Source organism: Lacipirellula sp. (genome assembly GCF_965279485.1).
Classification (GTDB): Bacteria; Planctomycetota; Planctomycetia; order Pirellulales; family Lacipirellulaceae; genus Lacipirellula.
This window is the reverse complement of sequence record NZ_CBDIIC010000001.1, coordinates 989872-1007262: the sequence shown is the minus strand read 5'-3', so window position 1 is coordinate 1007262 and position 17391 is coordinate 989872. Positions and strand designations below refer to the sequence as shown.

The window sequence follows — 17391 nt, the reverse complement described above, 5'->3', positions numbered from 1 at the left end:
TCCGTCAAGCTTCGGATTTGGCCAGTTTTTGCGGGATGCTGGTGGTAAGAGGTTGCGCCGTACTATGTCTCGCCTTCTTTAATTCGGGTATCGATTTCCCTCGGACGCTGGCAGTTCCTACTTACTTTGCAATCCGCGATGGCCGCAACTGCTCGCACCTCACTTAGCGGCACCCTAGAAGCATCAGATTCAAATGGAGCCTGCCGGACACGTGCAAGTAGCTACTGTGCCGGCAGCTAGATGTACTCCTGTCTCCGGCATGCGAGGCACTTGCGACTGGTGGAAATACCCGATTGAACTTATGCAGCCAAGCGCCGGGGCAGGGCAGCATGTCACTTCTTACGTGCAGCGAGCTTCATAATATCTACCTGTGTTTTAGCCGGCAGCGCCGCCCATCGACTTAATATGAAGAGCAATTCCTTTGTAAGTGCTGTGGATTCTGCTGTGCTTTGGAAGAGGACCTCAATTTGCGCCCTTAATTCGTCATTTATTCGAGTCCCGACAGGCTCATTCTTATGTGGTAAGAAGTTAGGTCGATATCGGAGCGAGTCAAAATAGCGTGACCCTCCATAAACACTCCGCAACTCCCGCGGCCAGCTGCCGCGGAAGCCATCTTTCTGGCTTTCGCCCTGGTTAGCTTTTTTATCCATGTTGGGCTAACGCTCGCTATGCTCGCCGGCGCGAAGCGTATCGGCTGCCGATGGAAATTGGGCTAGTGCTCTGGAGGTGGACAACGCTCGTTGGTGGGATTGTTGCTGTAGGCAGTTACTCGTTGATGTACCATACGAGCTCATGCTCGGACCGCAACGAGCCCTCCAGTAGTCAGCCCGCCGCTTGGAGGGATCCGGTCGGCAGCTCCACTTCTCTTGGTCCGCTCCGCCACGTTGGAACAGGGGATCGCATGATCTACAGATCACTCGTCACTGCAGCAATTGTTGCTGCGTTTCTTGCACGCCCCATTTCTGCGGCGACGGTTGATTTGACAACCGCGACGATGGCCGGTCCCGATGCACATTTGCATGGGTCGCTTAGTGACGAGGGACTTATTAATCCCGGCGCATTCTCCATCTTGAAAAGCGCGGCCACTGTATCTGAACTCCGCGGCTACCTAGTATTTAATCTCGGCGGTATCCAGGGCCAAGTTACGAAGGCGGAGTTGCTGTTGCCCAACGGAACGCTTACGACCCAAGGTCAGCAGGAAGGTTTTGCGACGCTCGTGCTGCATGATTTCTACGCTCCGGTCAACGAGATTTTGACACACCCCACAGAGGCAATGTTCGATGATCTCGGGACGGGGATTCTGTACGGCGAAAGCTCAGAGTTTTCGACTTCCGCACCCGCTGCAACCATGAGGACGATCGCGCTAGACAGCACAGCACTGGTCGCTATCAATTCGCCGCATGATGGCAAATTCATGATGGGCGTATCGATTTCGTCGGCTGGCCAGCAAGCCCCGTGGTTCCGCTGGATCAACTACACTAGAGATATTAGGAACCTCACCCTGCGACTTACTCTCGTCCCAGAACCAGCCGCCGGTTTACTTGCGGTCTCGCCACTAATCGGAGTTGCGTCAGTTCGGCGTACATCAATCGCCTAGTCAGCGATTTGCCTCCACTGACTTTCGCCAGGTACAATCGCCCCCAGCCGAAACAGTCGCCGTCAGCAGCGACTCGGACGACGCGAATTCGTACCATGGAAACCGCAATGAACTCATCGACGTGAGCAAGGCATGGAGCGCCGTCGCCAGTGCTCGAGGGAGAACTGGCGACGGGCTTTTTCAAATTTGATTGCTTGTAGGTGCTAAGTCAGAGCCCCTAATGCGTTGGTCCAGCAAATCACTGATGCTTTATGTTTCGGTGTTTTGCGTTTGCTTCTCGCTGACTTGGCTTCCCTATAGAACTGGCGCGACGATTCTGGCGCTGGTCACACTGGCGTCAGCAGCTGTTCTACCTTTCGCACTCTGGTGGCGAATCGTCGTTTGGTCGACGTTAAGCATTTCCCTAGCGTTTGTTGCCGTCATATATAGGTGTATAGACAAATACGCCTCGACATTAAACGCTGCTGCAGACGCTGAGGCGTTCTTCCAGCGCTGGTTTCCGATTGCCGTTTGTCTTGGATGGCTTCTCGGCTGCACTCTCGCTGCGGTTCGGTACACCATGACGCGGCGCGCGGCGGATAACTAGTCACAACGCCACCGCCATCCCCAGAATCGCGGCGACGACGCTCGTTCCCACCAACGCCGACCGCGGCGTGAACTGGCGGCCGATGCGAATCGCCGTGAGTGCGGCGAGTGCAAAGGCGAGTGCGGGATACCAAAGAGGGAAATGCGCGCTCATGCCATGTGCATGGAAACGCCCATGCTTCTCGATGCGTTCGATGACGTTCCGCCTGAAGGAGGCCGCCGCATGCGACGCAAGAACGTACATCCGTTTTTCGGTAGGATCGGAATTGTACATGTGGTCCAATTCGACCAGAAGCATACCGTCAACTGATTGAAAAATTCGCCCGCAACCCGGCTGAGTTCCATTGGGCTTTTGGAGAATATCGCAATGGCCTGTACTCCGCCACCACAACGCCAAGCAGCCCACGCTCGCCGCAAGGCAAATCGCCGCCGAGGTGTAGTGGATGGCTTTGAGCATTTAAGGGCTGGCAGTTGCGGGCGCTATGCCCTTAGATGTGTGCTTCAACTCGCGACGTGTTTGCCGCTGATCTGACGGCAATAAGCAGCTGTCAGCGTCCCCCACAGCAGAAATGAGGCGAAAAGTGACGCCGGCTCAGGTACCAAGGCTGCAAACGAAACATTATTGGCGTCACTGCTAGTGTATGAGACTTCCCCGCTGGCGTCGGAGTAAATTAGCTGAACGTACGACGGAACGGTTACCGGCAGACCAGGGGCGAAGGCCACCCCCGCATGCGGTAGGTCTTTACTCAATAGAACGTCCGTTTCCGTGAATGCTTGAAATCCAATGCCGCTGTCGTCGTAGACGAATACAGAACTTCGCTGGCCGTTGGCAAACACCACGACATTGAAGTCGGAAAAACTATAAGGCGATGTGTAGCCGCCGGAGAACGCGAGTGTTCCGCCAATGACCGCCTTTGGGTAGGTAGAGAACTCGGAACTCGGAACACCTACCACGTTTTTGATTGCAAATTGCGCCGTCCACGTCTCGCCAACGTGAATCGCTGGGTTCGTAAGTCCTCCGTTCGCTGGGACGGTTCCTGTGAACTTGTAGATAAGCGATGCTTGCACTTGCGAGGCGCAAAGAAAAAAGATCGTCACGAGGCACGCATTGTATTTTGCGAGTGACCATTTCATGGGAGAAGCTCCGCGGGAAGTGTGAACTTAGCGGGAATCGATTATAGCGGATCGGGTTGTTGGATTCGAGGCAGGCAGCGGGTAGATTGGGGACTATGCTTCGGCCGTATTGGCAATACTTTCTGAGCTTAGTTGGCGACGTGGATTACTCGTCGCGGTTTGTTGAGCGTGCCGAAGACAATTTCGCGACATATTCAACTGATTGCACCGGTCTTCTGGCCGCTGCACCAGAGGTTGATGTTGTCGCCAAAGTGTTGTGCTACAAGGTTTGGCCCGGAAGTAAGCCGCATTTAATAGTCGACTACGGTGGCGTTCTACTCCCTCGGTACCCGGCACTGCCGACGATTGAAGTCTCGATTTCCCGCGTGAGCTTATCACTTGTGTCCTGGAACGGATGGACAGCCTCCTCACGCCCTGCATGATGGCAGTCCTACAACGCCGTTAAGCACGAACGACATAACCACACTGAAGCTGCCAATCGAAGAAACGCATTAAATGCTGTCGCGGCTCTCTGCGTATTGGTTTGCTTGCTACCTCGACTTTGAGTTCGTGGCAAAAGGTCCGGCGGACCGGCGGCCATTCCTTTTCTTAGACCGCCGGTGCAACACCGGCGGCTCAGTCCTATTCAGCAGCCACATTAAGTTGCCGGACATCGGATAAACGTCGCCGAAACAATCGGCGGCATGCTAAACCACTCACCCACTCCCACGTCCGTGCGGGCGTAGCGGTGCACTGGTTCCCGGCGGGCTAGCCCGGGGCTACTCGATGCCGCCTTCAAAGGTCATGCGCTCCAAAACGTCGGCAGTCTTCTTGTTGCTGCCCGGAATGGCCGTCAGTACGACTTCACGGCTTCGACCGCCGAACTGCTGCAAAGCTGGCATCAAAACGCGGCGACAGAGCCGGCTCCGCTCGTGCGTCCCCTCATTTCCCCAGCGCTTGCAAATTGCATGGTGAGGGGCGAGATTGAGTAGGCGTGACTATTCGACCTGATCGGAGGCGACGTGAAGTACTGCATATACGCTCTAGTTGGAGCAGCGGTCGGCTCAATCGCATTTGCCATGCTTGCTGGCGCAATGCATGGATACCGGACCAAAGTAAGGGGCGGTGACATCGAGTACGCTCGTCAGACGATACGTAAGCGACTGGACCCCATTACCTCTGTCGGCGCAATTGCTGGCGCCATCGCAGGCGTTAACGTCGCCGCATGGAGAGATCGGCGTTGATTTCCTATGCGATTCAGTCATGCTGCCGCATCGCAGCCTAGGTGTTGAGGCGCCATAAGATCGGCGGGCGGGCATTGGTATAGCAAAGGGAACTATCCTCTATCACGGCCGCATCTCGATCAGGGGCGTCGCATCTTACGAAGTATGCGTGATGTTCACGCGAAACCCACCTTATCAGCAGCATCGCCAAGTGGGCGCGATACTTGCCTACATTCGACCAGCTTGGTTGCTCGCTAATTCGCTGTAACCGCTGACGGCCTCAAGACGTCGGCGATGAAATCGGAAAGCGAGAACAAAAAATCGGAATGACTAAATCAGAGGATATCTTAGAATCCTACGCGAGCGCTTTAAATGGGTCGTTCAAGGACTCTTTCTCTTTTCTGCACGTCGGCTATTTCTTTAGTCGCGATTCCGCTTGACGGTTCGGCGAGTTTGTTTTTCGCCGGTATGGTCGTATTCAATGCCGCAGCATAGCGCTGTCGCAGTCAGCGTGAGCTTCGTCTCGTGTTCATATCTAATAGGAGATTCATGATGTCGATCTGGCGAGTTTCGCAGCAAACGACGGTTCAACTCCTTCTTGGCCTAGCGGGGCTTGCGCCGCTCACTGCGCAGGCGCAGACGCTGGCATTCCCGGGCGCAGAGGGGGCTGGGCGCTACGCAAACGGCGGGCGCGGCGGCGACGTCTACTACGTAACCAATCTCAACGACAGCGGCGCAGGCAGCCTGCGCAATGGCATTGGCACCGCCCCCGCGGCTGGGCGGACCATCCTGTTTAAGGTAGACGGCACGATTAATCTCAACTCGAACCTGGTGATTAACAAGCCTAACATCACGATTGCCGGGCAAAGCGCTCCCGGCGATGGCGTCACGATCGCGAACTACTACACGACCGTCTACAACACCAACGATGTCGTTCTCCAGTTCCTGCGATTTCGGCTCGGCGACTCACAGGCCGGCTCGAGCGCTTCCGATGCTCTTTGGGTTCAAGGATCGACGAACGTTATCGTCGATCACGTTTCGGCTTCATGGAGTGTTGACGAAGGACTATCTACGAGTGGTTCGGATAACGTGACCGTCCAATGGTCGACGATTAGCGAAGCTCTGAAGAATGCAGGTCATCCGAGCGGCAATCATAGCTTTGGATCGCTCATTAACGGCGGCGACGTCACGTATCACCACAATCTTTACGCCAGCAACGACAGTCGCAACCCGCGTCCGCAGGGCAACGCCACCGTCGGCACCAGCCTCAATTTGGATTTCGTCAATAACGTCATTCAAAATCCGGGTGGACGTTATGGCTACAGCGGAACCGGCGATACGCTCCACCTGAACTATGTCAATAACTACGGCATTGATGGGCCAAGTACGACTGCGACGACGTTGTTCGAGCCGGATTCTTCGACGACATCGATTCATTTCTCCGGCAACTACCGCGATGCCGACAAAGACGGTCGACTCGATGGGAGCGCGGCTTCCGGCACGGCGCTCGTGAACGGCAGCTATACGAGTTCCGGCAGTCGCTTTTCTGATGGCGGAAATCTTCCCGCCGTTACGACCGACACGGCAACTGCCGCTTACGTTCAGGTCGTCAGCCGTGCCGGCGCTTCAAGGGTTCGCGACGCCGTTGACCGGCGAATCATCAAGAACGTTTTTGATCAGACGGGCGCAATCATCGACCACCAGAGCCAAGTAGGAGGTTATCCCGCGCTAGCGTCTGGAATCGCGCCGACCGATACGAACAGCGATGGCGTTCCCGACTCATACGCCCTTGCACAGGGTTACACAATCTCGCAAGACATTCACAACACTGTCGCTGGCAACGGCTACACGCATCTACAGAATTACCTGACCTCGCTTACGCCCTATTCCTACGCGCCAACGGGAACATCGTCGGTCACGATCAAGGCCGTTGCCGACGCCGAGGTGCGCGAGAATGGCGGAAGCAGCGGCGCTACGAGCGTCGGCGACGGAACGTCGGGCTTCATCAACGCCCGGTTTAACGGCAATGATCGGAATGAGTACATCGTTTTGAAGTTCGACTTAAACGCGATTGTTCCCGGATCCGTCACGGATGCTTCGTTGCAATTGACGGCGTTTCGCGATATTACCGGGACGCAAGATTTGAAAATCTTCGGCGTCGTGAACGACGCGACTAATTGGAATTGGAGCGAAGGATCGATCCAGTTCAATAACACGCCAGGCCTTGCCTTCGACGGCAACAGCACGACCAAAGGCTTGGCGACCAACGCCCTCTACACGCTGGGAACGCTCAGCGCCGGCGGGCTGACGGAAGGTCAAGTCGCTAACTTCTCTAATGCCAACTTGGCGGCATTTCTCAATCTCGCTGCATACTTCGAGGGGAAACCTCAAGACGGCGTTGTGTCCATTTTGGTGCAGCGCACGACGCAGAGCGGATCACAAACTCGTTTTGCAAGCAAGGAAGCGACCTCGCTCGACGGCGGTTCCAGTCCAGCCGTGGCGGGTACTTATGCTCCGCGGCTCGTTCTCACGGCTCAATCGGCGGGCGGAAGTTTTTCAGTGGTCCCTGAGCCGCGTGGCATCACCGTCTCGGCGTTCGCTCTAGTCGGCTTTCTGGTGCAACGCCGGTCGAAGCAAGCTGCCGCCATGGAGTCGTAGGCGGATCGGCGCGATTCGACGGAAGCCGCAGTGCCGCAGAGTTGCGTGTGACTCGGCGACTAAGTCAGACTAAGCTTCGGGATTCTGGAGCGAGATAAGCTCAGCGGATACGCTCACGGCATCGGCTTGCCGGTCGTCCGCCCTAACGAAGCGGTCTTCACGGTCGAGCCGGCTGGTTCGTTACTCGCGCGGCTTCGTTCCTTGCCTTCCGACCATCGCGATCGAATCTCGGCGGCTAGGCGGGCGATCTCGTCCTCGCTGGGATCGGGATGTAGGCTCTGGCGTGCGTCGGACATTGAGTACCTAAGTCGTTAGCCTGATTGAAGTCTCAATTCTCGCATGCCGGCGCGGTTGCCTCCAAGACAATTGTGGCAAGCAGACGACGGATTGCTCAAGATGTAATGGGGTGCACTTTGAAGGACCGGCAGAATCGACATCGCTCTCCGGTGGTCACGACGCCGCCACCGTACCCAGCAACGCGGCGGCGACGCTCGTTCCCGACAGTGCTGAGAGCAGTGTGAACTGGCGGTCGACGCGAATCGCCGCCAAGGCGTGGCGAATGGCTTTGCGCATCTACGGTTCGAGGCCATTTGTTGGCGAATCACCGGCTTAGCGCCTCCGTCACGACTTGCGGCGCTTGGGCATTGTTGACGTGCCAAGTGCGTCCCGTCACAGTGTCGGTGATGTAACAGCCGTGGCCCTGAGGATTGCCGTACGCAGAGACCTGGTATCGCCCCGGTAGAATCGCCTCGGGCACGGCGCTCTCTACCGGTTCGAGAACGGGCCCAGCAATCGTTTCGCCAATTTGCAGGGTATCAACGCCGGTTTTCTGCTGAGCGTCCAACCCCGGCGGCACATTGGGCATCGACTCCGCATCGGCGTTTGGGGTAAATGCCGGCGCGTCAGTCGTTGGACTTGGTGAGGCCGAGTCCCTTTGCGGCAGTAGCCCACGACGACGGAGCACGCCATCGCCGCGACGAATCGATCGTTCCGCACCAGCGGGTGGCGGGGAGGATTCCTGTCCTACCGCTTCGCGGCTCCAATCGACGCCCGACGCTGCCCACCCGAGAACGACGCCAATGAGTAGCAGCCAAATAGGTTTCATGATTAGGCTCCGAAGGGGTTAGGGATGTGGCCGGAAGCAATTATAGCGGATTCGCTGGCGACTCCCGCTCGCACGCTCAGGAGGCAATCGTGAGGTTTAGTTTGGAAGGGCCTGGCGATTCAGGTCGCTCCTGCCCAGATTTTGCGGCCACTAAGATTGACAATCATTGAACGCGATTTTTGCACGAAAGCCACTGTTCGCGCCAGATCTTCTTGCTGGCCGAAACATCGTCTGCGATTCCGCTGACGACCTTTTAGCTGCGGATGAAAGCCCAGGCTCTGAAGACCGATTCGGCCACAGCACTGCAACTTACCAATCGGCAACTGCATCTCACAAGAATATGCGGCCGCAATACTCGCGCTGAAATATTAGCGACTGGCAAGTCAGGCGCGCGAGCAGCAACTCGTCGGCAGTGTTCACCGCATGGCCGACGTATGGGCTGATTGTCGACACGGCAGGTAGGGCTCCAACAAAAGTGGCGGCCCATTCGCCCGCTGCCACGTACGTTGATTGCCCATCTGCGTAGGGATGGAACGACCGCGCAGAGTGCGAGAGAGAATGCGCGTGGGGAGCCGCAAGCTTGGCCTACGGCGCGCTTGTAGAAGTCGCCTGCTTTCGAAATTCTCCCGGCGTTTGACCTACCTCGCGTTTGAAGAGCACATTCAAGTAAGCGGCGTGCGAGAGCCCGCTCTTTGCTGCAATTGTGTCCAAGGCATAGTCTGTTTCCGCTAAAAGCTGCTTCGCCCGCGCGACTTTGGTTCTCACAATCTGATCGTGGGGCGACATCCCCAAGAAGTGAGCGAAGGTTCGCTCCATCGTCCGCCGAGAAATGCCGCAATGCTTCGCGACGTCGGCGACGTCGACGCCTGCGCATGCGTGTTGCTTAATAAAGCGGACTGCTTTAGCCGTAAGTGCGTCGTCGATCGCCACGACGTCGGTTGAGCGTCTTGCAATGACGCCGCGAGGCTGAATCATGATCGGTTTCTTGGAGTATTTTTTGCCTTTCATCATGCGGTCGAGAAGTTCTGCTGCGCGATAGCCCATTAACTCATGGTCGAGAATAATGCTGGAAAGGGGCGGATCGCCGTGCATGCAGAGCGGCTCGTCATTGTCGACGCCGACAACGGAAACTTGCTCGGGCACGGTGAGCGCACCGCGGCGACAGGCGTCGAGCACGCACAGCGCTCGCAGGTCGTGAGCCGTGAAGATGCCGAGCGGCTTCGGTAGATCGGCGATCCACTCGGTAAGGTCTTGCTGGCCGCCTTCCCAACTTTCCGTGAAACGGCGCCGTGACAGCGGTGAATAGATGTGGCAGGGATGGCCTGCCGCACGCAGCGCGTCGACGAACCCGTCGCGCCGCGCTTTCGACCAATACGATCGCTCAACGCCCACGAACGCGAAGTGCCGGAAGTGGCGTTCGAGTAAATGTTGCGCCGCCATGATGGCGATGGCGCGGTGATCGGGAATGACGATGGGCACGTCGAGACCGCTGTACTGATGCAGCGTGTCGATCGCGGGGACTTTCAGATCGGCGACAATTTGGGCCATGCGCCGCGTTTGCGCGCGCATAATCACGCCATGCCCGTTCCAGTCTTGCAGCCACCCAGGAGGCGGGTCGTTGAGGCTGCGTTGATCGATGTAGGTCGACCAGTAGCCGTGCTCCGTGACGTACTGCGAAATTCCCTTGAGCAGTCCCCGACCATAAGCCATCGAGGTCTCAATAATAAGGGCGACGTGGGGAGTCGAAGCATCCATCTCGCGTTGCTCCTACGGCGAACCGCACGTGCGGAAGTCAGAAAAACGAAAAGATCCAGTCGCAAAAAAATATTGTGGCGTTGCGCTGGGCGACAGTAGAGTTAACGTTAATGCACGCCGGCGGCGGGTGCAAGCAACGTCAACAGGCTCCGCAAAGAGCAAGGAACGAAGCATTTCGCCGTTCTTTTCACTTTGTGCGGCTTGATGATTCGTCGCTGAATAGCCGTGTGGCATCATGTTCGGCGCATGAGACGGATCCTCTGCAGATGTCGCAAAAAGCAATACGTTATCCAAGATTGCGCCAGCCCCAGCGGGGGGCGATGCGAGAGGTCGGGGAGGGGTGAACGAATCGTCAGGGGGCAGCGTCCAACCCGCTCCGATCTCCGCTGACGCAATGAAGCGAGGAACGGCTTAAGGACCGCGTCAGAGGTGTAACTGTAGCCAGGAAGTAGGCGTCGTTTTTCAGGATCAGGACACTATCGATGTCAGTTCTCAGCGAACAACGAAGAGCGAACGATCTCCAGCGTCATGGATTTACGCTGGTTGAGTTACTCGTGGTCATTGCCATTATCGGCGTGCTGGTGGCGCTCTTGCTGCCAGCTGTGCAAGCGGCGCGGGAAGCAGCCCGGCGATCGCAGTGCGTCAATAACTCTAAGCAGATCGCGTTAGGGTGCCAGAATTACCACTCGGCGCACGGTGCGCTCCCGATCGGCTATGGCATGCTCGGGAAGAACGACTATGGCAAAGGAGGGCTCGCGACGGGCGCTGAATGGTCGTGGGTGGCGCGGCTCTTTGGAGTAATGGAGCAAGCGCCAATTAGCGGAGCGATCGACTGGGACTGGAATCCTGGCATCGTCGCGTCGCCGTCGGCGACCATTAAAGCGGTCCGAACAGCGAAGATTCCTGGCTTCCATTGCCCTTCAGACGAGAGCGTGAGCACCAACTGGAACGAAGGGTCTCCGTGCGCTGGCGGAGGAGATATCGAGGGCTGGGGACGGCTCTCTTACGCGGGCAACTTCGGCAGCATTGCGGACACTTCCGATTTTAAAGGCACTGCGGAGTCGAGCTATCTCGAGGCTTCGAGAGAAGTTGGTCGCACGCCGAGAGTTGACGGCGTTTTTAGCTTCAATCACGGCGATGATTTCGGCCAGATCACCGACGGAACGTCGAACACTTTGTTGACTGCGGAACTGATCGTCGGCGGCGTCTGTTCGATGCGGGGAGCCTTCGCGTACGACGAGGGTCCCGTCTTTATGCAGTTCCGCCTTCCGAATGATACGACGCCCGATCACGTTCGGTGGTGTGACGAACAAGACAAGATTCCCGGCGCCAAAGCGCCCTGCGACGGCACTGAGAGTGATTTGAACAAGGTCCTCCACACGGCGCGAAGCTATCACGCAGGCGGCGTCGTCACGAGTCGCTGCGATGGTTCGGCGAATCTGATCAGCGACAGCATTGATCTCATCGTGTGGCGCGCACTTGGCACTCCCACCGGCGACGAGGTGGTAACGCTGCCATGAGCAAGAGAAATTCATTCCATGTCTTCACGTTCGCCGCAATCTCAGCGAGTCTAATCGGTTGCGGATCGGGGGCCGTTGGATCGCTCGGCGGACAGGCCACCGTCGATGGCGCGCCGATTGAAACCGGAACCATCTCGTTTAAGCCAGCCGCCAACCCCGCGGGACGAGGGATTGGCGGCGCGCTCGCGAGCGGATATTTCGAGATTCCTAGCGCAGATGATGTGAATCCGGGCAAGTACCTCGTCACGGTGCAGGCGATGAAATCGACCGGCAAGATGCGGAACGATCCGCAGCGAGGCCCGGTCCCCATCGTGGAATCACTCGAACTAGCCGATTCGCCGCAAGAGGTGGAGATTACGAGTGCGAATGCTCAGGAACTGCAACTCGGGTTCACCGCCAAGAAAAGGTAATCAACTTAAGTTCAGCGACTCGTGCGACCCCGCTTATCTCGCGGTTTGGTAGTCGCCGTTTTTGATTCATCAACAGCCAGCCGTTTGTTCCTTTCCGAGGAGAAACTTCATGAGACGCCAGTTCGTTGCGCTGAGTTTGCTATTCGCTTGCCAAACGCTCGTTGCTTCAACGTCGGCGGATGCGGCGTCGGTGCAAACGATTAGTAACCCGGTCCCTAACGGGTACATCAAACTGGACGGCAACATTGCGGACTGGCTTGCGATCACTGGCTACGCGCAAGACACCGTCGGCGACGGTTCCACCGGCGCCGCGCGGCCGCTGGACATCGACATTTTGCAAGGCGCCATCGCGCATGACGAGAACTTCATATACTTCCTGTATCGCAATGCCGGCGACAACATGGTCGACGTCGCCTCTAACTGGGTCTTCATTGATCTAGACCAGAACGCCAGTACGGGCCTCAGTTCAATTTCGGCGATGGGCTCCATCGGTACGGACTACAACCTGGGTGGGACCGGCGGATGGAATGCTTGGAATGCCGCCGGCGGTCATGCAGGCGCGGCGGCAGGGCGATCGGTCGCCATCGGCGACTCCAATGGATCGGGCGGCGCCGATTTCATTGAATGGTCGATCTCAAGGACCGCCGTTCAACCCGGTGGCGGCACGTTCAATCCTCCGACCGGCTCGTTTAACGTTGTGTTCGGCGCCGAAGATACAACGATCGACACCAGCCCGAATAACGGCAACGTTGACTGGTTCACCTACAACGCCACGGGCGTGTACAACCCCGGCGTCGCCGGCGATGCAGACGGCAACGGGGTCGTCAACACGAACGACTACCTGCTGATCCAAGCGAATAGTTTCACCATCGTGCCGTTGGGAACATTGGGCGACGTCAACGACAGCGGGTTCGTCGACTTCGATGATTTTCAACAGTGGAAGACCAGTTTCCCGGGCGGCGTTGCCGCAGCGGAAGCGGCTGTAGCCGCGCTTCCCGAGCCGGCCTCCTGGGGCCTAGCGCTAAGCGGCATCGGTTTCCTCTTCGCGAAGCGGCGGAAGCGAGGAGCTTAATCCAGCTGATCGCCGTGGGCGTTGGGCCCATGCGGTTGCGTTGGATTCGTAGCTTCATTCTTTCGTCATTCAGCACTGAGGAGCATATTCAATGCGTTCGCTTCAACGAACTTTGCTGTCCCTCGCCGCGGCGACGGGATTGTGCGTTAGCGGCCAATGGGCCGTCGCACAAGATATCTTAGTCACCTTTAACGTCGCCGGCCCAGCGGACTGGAACACCGGCGGCAATTGGTCTTCCGGGTTCACGCCTGAGGCGCAATACAACGAGGTGGCTCTGATTGGCGCCTTGCGGCAAGCCTATGTCGCGGGTGCGGCGCCTGCCGTCGGCGGCATCATCATGGATTCGTCGACGCTCGAAATCCGCAGCGGCGGCAATCTGCAAGCCGTTGCCAATACGTCTGGCAGCAATACGGTTCTTGGCAACATCGTCGTAGGGCAGTCGGTCAACACGTTTCTCACCGTGAAACGCGGCGGCTCGCTGACTGCTCAGCAACTGACGACTGGCGGCGGAACCGGCACGGCGTTGACGCTCGGCGAAACGACTGGCGCGGGAACCGCTTCACTGTCGATTGCCGGCGGAACGCTCAACCGCATCACGCGCGTCGTCGGCAACAGTGTGAACTTCACAAGCTCCGGCGGACTGACGTTTGGCTCGGCGAGCGTCCTCAATCCCGTCATCACAGGGGCCGCTCAATCGACGATCAATGTGACTGGCACGGCGAACTTGGCAGGCGTCGTGCGGCCGGAATTCAGCGGCTACACCCCGGTGTTAGGAAACTCGTGGAATTTAGTGACTGCGAATCAATTGGCCGGCAACTTTACCGTCGACGCCTCGCTGGCGCCCGCAGGCCCGCTCGGAACGGCGTATGTCGTCAGCAAGACGAACACGACCGCGACGCTGAAGTACACCAACTTGCTCGTCCTCAACGTCGACCGCGCGACTGGGGCCGTTAATATCCAGAACAAGGTCGGCTCGCCAATCGCATTGGATGCCTACACGATCACGTCGCCGTCGGGAGCGCTTACCGGGAGTTGGAACAGCCTGCAAGACCAGGGCGTGACCGCCTGGGATGAGGCGGACAATTCGAGCAATTCGCGGCGAACAGAATTTCGTACGAACGGTTCTTCGTCAATCAACGCCGGGGGCCAACTCGCTATCGGCAATCCGTTTATGCCGACAGCGCCCGCCGCACTAGGAATCGAGCCTGGCGCCGACCTTGGTTTTCAGTACAACGTGCCGGGTCAAGGGACGTTCAACGGCATCATCGAGTACACCGGCCGGCTCAACAACGTCGTGCTGACGATTGATCCGGCGACGGGCAAGGCGGCGATTCAGAACGAGTCGCCGTACTTCTCGGCCGCGATCGACGGCTACACGGTGACGTCGACCTCTGGAAAGCTGCTCACCGCCAATGGAACGTGGAATAGCTTGCAAGACCAAGGCGTCGCAAGTTGGGATCAGGCCGACAACGCCAATGCGAATCGGCTCACAGAGTTCAAGACGAGCGGCACGACGACGTTGAATGGCGGCGGAACGGTGCTCAATCTCGGAACTCCAGTCTCGTTGGCAAGCGGCGCCCTCTCACTCAGCGACTTCGGCTTCCAATACAAGCTGAGCAACGGTGAAGTGAAGAACGGCATCGTGAAGTTCGGCACGATTCCCACCTTCAATCCTGGGGCTGGCGACTACAACAACGACGGCAAAGTCGATGGCGCCGACTTCCTGGCATGGCAGCGCGGTTTCGGCAGTTCGGTGACGCCGGGCTCGGGCGCCGACGGCAGCGGCAACGGCGTTGTCGATGCCGCTGACCTCACGATTTGGAAGAATGGCTTCGGCAGCGCCACGGCGACTGGCGAAGCTGCTGCCGCGGCCGTACCCGAGCCGACGACGCTGAGCACTGTGCTGCTTGCCCTCGGTTGTCTCGGCGGGAGATTCTCACGTCGGGCGGCCACCGGAGTCCGAGGCTAAGCATGAATCGATTTCGCAACGCTCTATGGCAGGCGAGCTTTCTGCTCGCCTGCCTGACGAGCGCCGGCAGCTACGGGCAGGACGGATATTTCGGAACGGCGAAGGTCAACATCAACCCGCTGACGCCGATCATGCTGAGCGGATACGCCGGTCGAGCGACCATAGCCGAATCGACTGGCGTGCAGCAGAACATATTCGTTCAAGCTGCGGCGTTCGGCATGGGCGCTGAAACATCGCTGCTGCTAACCGTGGACAGCACTGGGTTGCCGGACAACGTCGTCGATCCGTTGCGGGCCAAACTGGCCAACAACTTGGGGATCGCGCAAGAGCGAATCGTGATGACCTGCACCCACTCGCATAGCTGTCCGTGCGTAAGCGGGTATTTGCCAAATTTGTTCGGTGCACCGCTGCCCGCGACGCAACAGCAGCATGTCGATGCCTACACGGCGAAGCTTGTCGAATGGATGGAAGAAGCGGCGACCGAAGCACTCGACAACCGCACGCCAGGGCACGAGATCTCTTGGGCCAACGGTTCTGCTGGTTTTGGTCAGAATCGTCGCGGCGAAGGCGTCGACGACCACGACCTGCCGGTGATGCTGGTGAAGAACGCCGTCGGCGAGGCGAAAGCAATCATTGCGAGCTACGCCACGCATGGAACCACGCTTAACGCCAGCGACAATCTCGTCAGCGGTGACTGGCCAGGCTACGCACGGCAGGCGATCGAGACGCTGTACCCTGGCGCAGCGGCGATGATCATGATCGGCGCTGCCGCAGATTCGAATCCGACTCCGGCGGGAACATCGCTAGCGGCGTTCAATCATGGCCGCACCGTTGCCAACGAAGTGCGGCGGTTGATCGATAACAATTTGATGACGCCCGTCTCGTCGCAGATATCGGCGTTCCAGACGGAGGTGAAGCTCGACTTCGCCACGACGCTGCAGCCGGGAGATCCCTCCGGAACGATGCTGGCGCCATCGCCGAGCTCGATGAACTACGGCGTTACCTCCTGGACCTTCGGCAAAGACTTGGCGATGGTCTTTATGGAAGGCGAGGTTGTGGCGGATTACTCGCTGCGATTGAAGGCTGAGCTGGGCGACAAGGTGTGGGTTAACGCCTACAGCAACGACGTGATGGGATACATCCCTTCGGAGAGAGTGCTGAGGGCAGGGGGCTACGAGGCCGACTCCTCGAACTACTACTACGGCAATCCTGGCCGACTCGCGTACGGCCTTGAGGACAAAATCGTTGGCGCCGTGCACGAGCAGTTGTTCGACTTCACTGGGCAAGGCGACCGGCTGCAACTGTTGGTCGATTGGCGCACTGGCGAAGCATCAATCGTCAACATGGGCGATCTCACGCTCTCCATCGACGGGTACACGATCGCCTCGCCGGCAGGCAAGTTGAATCCCGCCAATGGAGCGTGGCAGAGTTTCCAAGATCAGGGACTTAGCAGCTGGGATGAAGCCAACAATTCAAACAGCAGTCGCATTACGGAGTTCAAAACGGCCGGATCGCAGTTGTTTGCGCCTGGCACGCGGTTCTCGATCGGTCGACCGGTGATTATCGTTCCTCCCGCCAAGTTTGGCGACGACGTCGGTGGCACGGTAGAACTGACGTTCGAGTACTCGCTCGCTGGCGGCGGAACGGAGCAGGGGGGCGTTCGGGCTGAGATTGGCGTCGACGTCATCAACAACCTCGTGATGACGATCAACCCCCTCACAGGGGCTGTGGGCATTCGCAACGCGTCGCCGTTCTTCGACGTTTCGATTGCGGCGTACTCGATCGCTTCGACGGACGGCAAACTGCGGCGTGCGGTCGGCTGGCGCAGCCTCGCTGATCAATCCCTCGCGGGCTGGGACGAGGCCGACAACAGCAACGCATTCCGCGTGACAGAGTTCAACCCCACGGGCCAACTCTATCTCGCCGAAGGCGGAACGGTGCTCAATCTCGGGACGTTGCTCGATGTCAGCGGCGGAGCGATCAACCTCGACAGACTCAAGTTCGAGTTCTTGCTGAGCAACGGCGAAACGCTTGAAGGCGTCATTGAACTCGCGCAGGTCGGAGCGGCCGGCGACTATGATCTCAGCGGCAGAGTCGACGGGGCCGATTTCCTCGCCTGGCAGCGATCGCTTGGCAGCCCGGTCGCCGTGGCGGGCGCCGGCGCCGACGGCAATTCTAACGGCATCGTCGATGCGGGCGACCTCGCCGTGTGGCGCAGTCATTTTGGATTGGTCGGCAACGAGACGGCCGCTGCGAGCGTCCCCGAGCCAGCCTCGAGCAGCACCGCGTGGCTGCTGCTTTCACTTGTTTTTTTGCATCGACTGCGTGGCGTCTGCGCCCGAGTCGCCGATACGCAGGCATGTTAGAATTGACGGACGGTCGTC

14 protein-coding genes are annotated in these 17391 nt (G+C 58.3%); 7 read left to right on the top strand and 7 right to left on the bottom strand.

Annotation, left to right across the window (positions count from 1 at the left end; genetic code table 11):
* The first annotated feature begins 901 nt into the window (after window positions 1-901).
* Window positions 902-1597, top strand: coding sequence for a hypothetical protein (locus ACQY7R_RS04195; RefSeq protein WP_428304344.1), 696 nt, complete (start codon window positions 902-904; stop codon window positions 1595-1597).
* A gap of 586 nt (window positions 1598-2183) precedes the next feature.
* Here ACQY7R_RS04195 and ACQY7R_RS04190 read toward each other — a convergent pair.
* The 3 genes from ACQY7R_RS04190 to ACQY7R_RS04180 all read right to left on the bottom strand — a co-directional run bounded on the left by ACQY7R_RS04190 (window position 2184) and on the right by ACQY7R_RS04180 (window position 4197).
* The gene (locus ACQY7R_RS04190; RefSeq protein ID WP_428304343.1) at window positions 2184-2480 is read right to left on the bottom strand and encodes a hypothetical protein; all 297 of its coding nucleotides are present in this window, start codon (window positions 2478-2480) and stop codon (window positions 2184-2186) included.
* Window positions 2481-2683: 203 nt separating this feature from the next.
* On the bottom strand, window positions 2684-3316 hold the full coding sequence (locus ACQY7R_RS04185; protein ID WP_428304342.1) for a hypothetical protein: 633 nt from the start codon (window positions 3314-3316) through the stop codon (window positions 2684-2686).
* Window positions 3317-4074: 758 nt separating this feature from the next.
* Window positions 4075-4197, bottom strand: a complete 123-nt coding sequence (locus ACQY7R_RS04180) for a hypothetical protein (RefSeq protein ID WP_428304341.1) — start codon at window positions 4195-4197, stop codon at window positions 4075-4077.
* Between the two features lie 873 nt (window positions 4198-5070).
* Here ACQY7R_RS04180 and ACQY7R_RS04175 point away from each other — a divergent pair.
* Window positions 5071-7176: a DNRLRE domain-containing protein gene (locus ACQY7R_RS04175; RefSeq protein ID WP_428304340.1), complete on the top strand. Its 2106-nt coding sequence runs from the start codon at window positions 5071-5073 to the stop codon at window positions 7174-7176.
* 113 nt (window positions 7177-7289) lie between these two features.
* Here ACQY7R_RS04175 and ACQY7R_RS04170 read toward each other — a convergent pair whose 3' ends face one another.
* The 4 genes from ACQY7R_RS04170 to ACQY7R_RS04155 all read right to left on the bottom strand — a co-directional run bounded on the left by ACQY7R_RS04170 (window position 7290) and on the right by ACQY7R_RS04155 (window position 10036).
* Window positions 7290-7472, bottom strand: coding sequence for a hypothetical protein (locus ACQY7R_RS04170; protein WP_428304339.1), 183 nt, complete (start codon window positions 7470-7472; stop codon window positions 7290-7292).
* A gap of 154 nt (window positions 7473-7626) precedes the next feature.
* Entirely contained in the window at window positions 7627-7749 is a 123-nt protein-coding gene (locus tag ACQY7R_RS04165; RefSeq protein WP_428304338.1) for a hypothetical protein, read from the bottom strand.
* Between the two features lie 28 nt (window positions 7750-7777).
* A complete protein-coding gene (locus ACQY7R_RS04160; RefSeq protein WP_428304337.1) occupies window positions 7778-8281 on the bottom strand; it encodes a hypothetical protein in 504 nt (167 codons plus the stop codon).
* A 585-nt stretch (window positions 8282-8866) separates the two neighbouring features.
* Window positions 8867-10036, bottom strand: coding sequence for a substrate-binding domain-containing protein (locus ACQY7R_RS04155; RefSeq protein WP_428304336.1), 1170 nt, complete (start codon window positions 10034-10036; stop codon window positions 8867-8869).
* 482 nt (window positions 10037-10518) lie between these two features.
* Here ACQY7R_RS04155 and ACQY7R_RS04150 point away from each other — a divergent pair, with 482 nt between their 5' ends.
* From ACQY7R_RS04150 to ACQY7R_RS04130, 5 genes are all read left to right on the top strand, one after another.
* Window positions 10519-11556 (top strand): DUF1559 domain-containing protein, encoded by a 1038-nt coding sequence (locus tag ACQY7R_RS04150; protein WP_428304335.1) that lies wholly within the window; start codon window positions 10519-10521, stop codon window positions 11554-11556.
* On the top strand, window positions 11553-11966 hold the full coding sequence (locus ACQY7R_RS04145) for a hypothetical protein (RefSeq protein ID WP_428304334.1): 414 nt from the start codon (window positions 11553-11555) through the stop codon (window positions 11964-11966). Before ACQY7R_RS04150 ends, ACQY7R_RS04145 begins: the two co-directional genes overlap by 4 nt.
* Before the next feature lie 109 nt (window positions 11967-12075).
* Entirely contained in the window at window positions 12076-13038 is a 963-nt protein-coding gene (locus ACQY7R_RS04140; RefSeq protein WP_428304333.1) for a PEP-CTERM sorting domain-containing protein, read from the top strand.
* 91 nt (window positions 13039-13129) lie between these two features.
* Window positions 13130-15007 (top strand): dockerin type I domain-containing protein, encoded by a 1878-nt coding sequence (locus ACQY7R_RS04135; RefSeq protein WP_428304332.1) that lies wholly within the window; start codon window positions 13130-13132, stop codon window positions 15005-15007.
* A 2-nt stretch (window positions 15008-15009) separates the two neighbouring features.
* A complete protein-coding gene (locus ACQY7R_RS04130) occupies window positions 15010-17373 on the top strand; it encodes a hypothetical protein (protein WP_428304331.1) in 2364 nt (787 codons plus the stop codon).
* The last annotated feature ends 18 nt before the right edge of the window (window positions 17374-17391 follow it).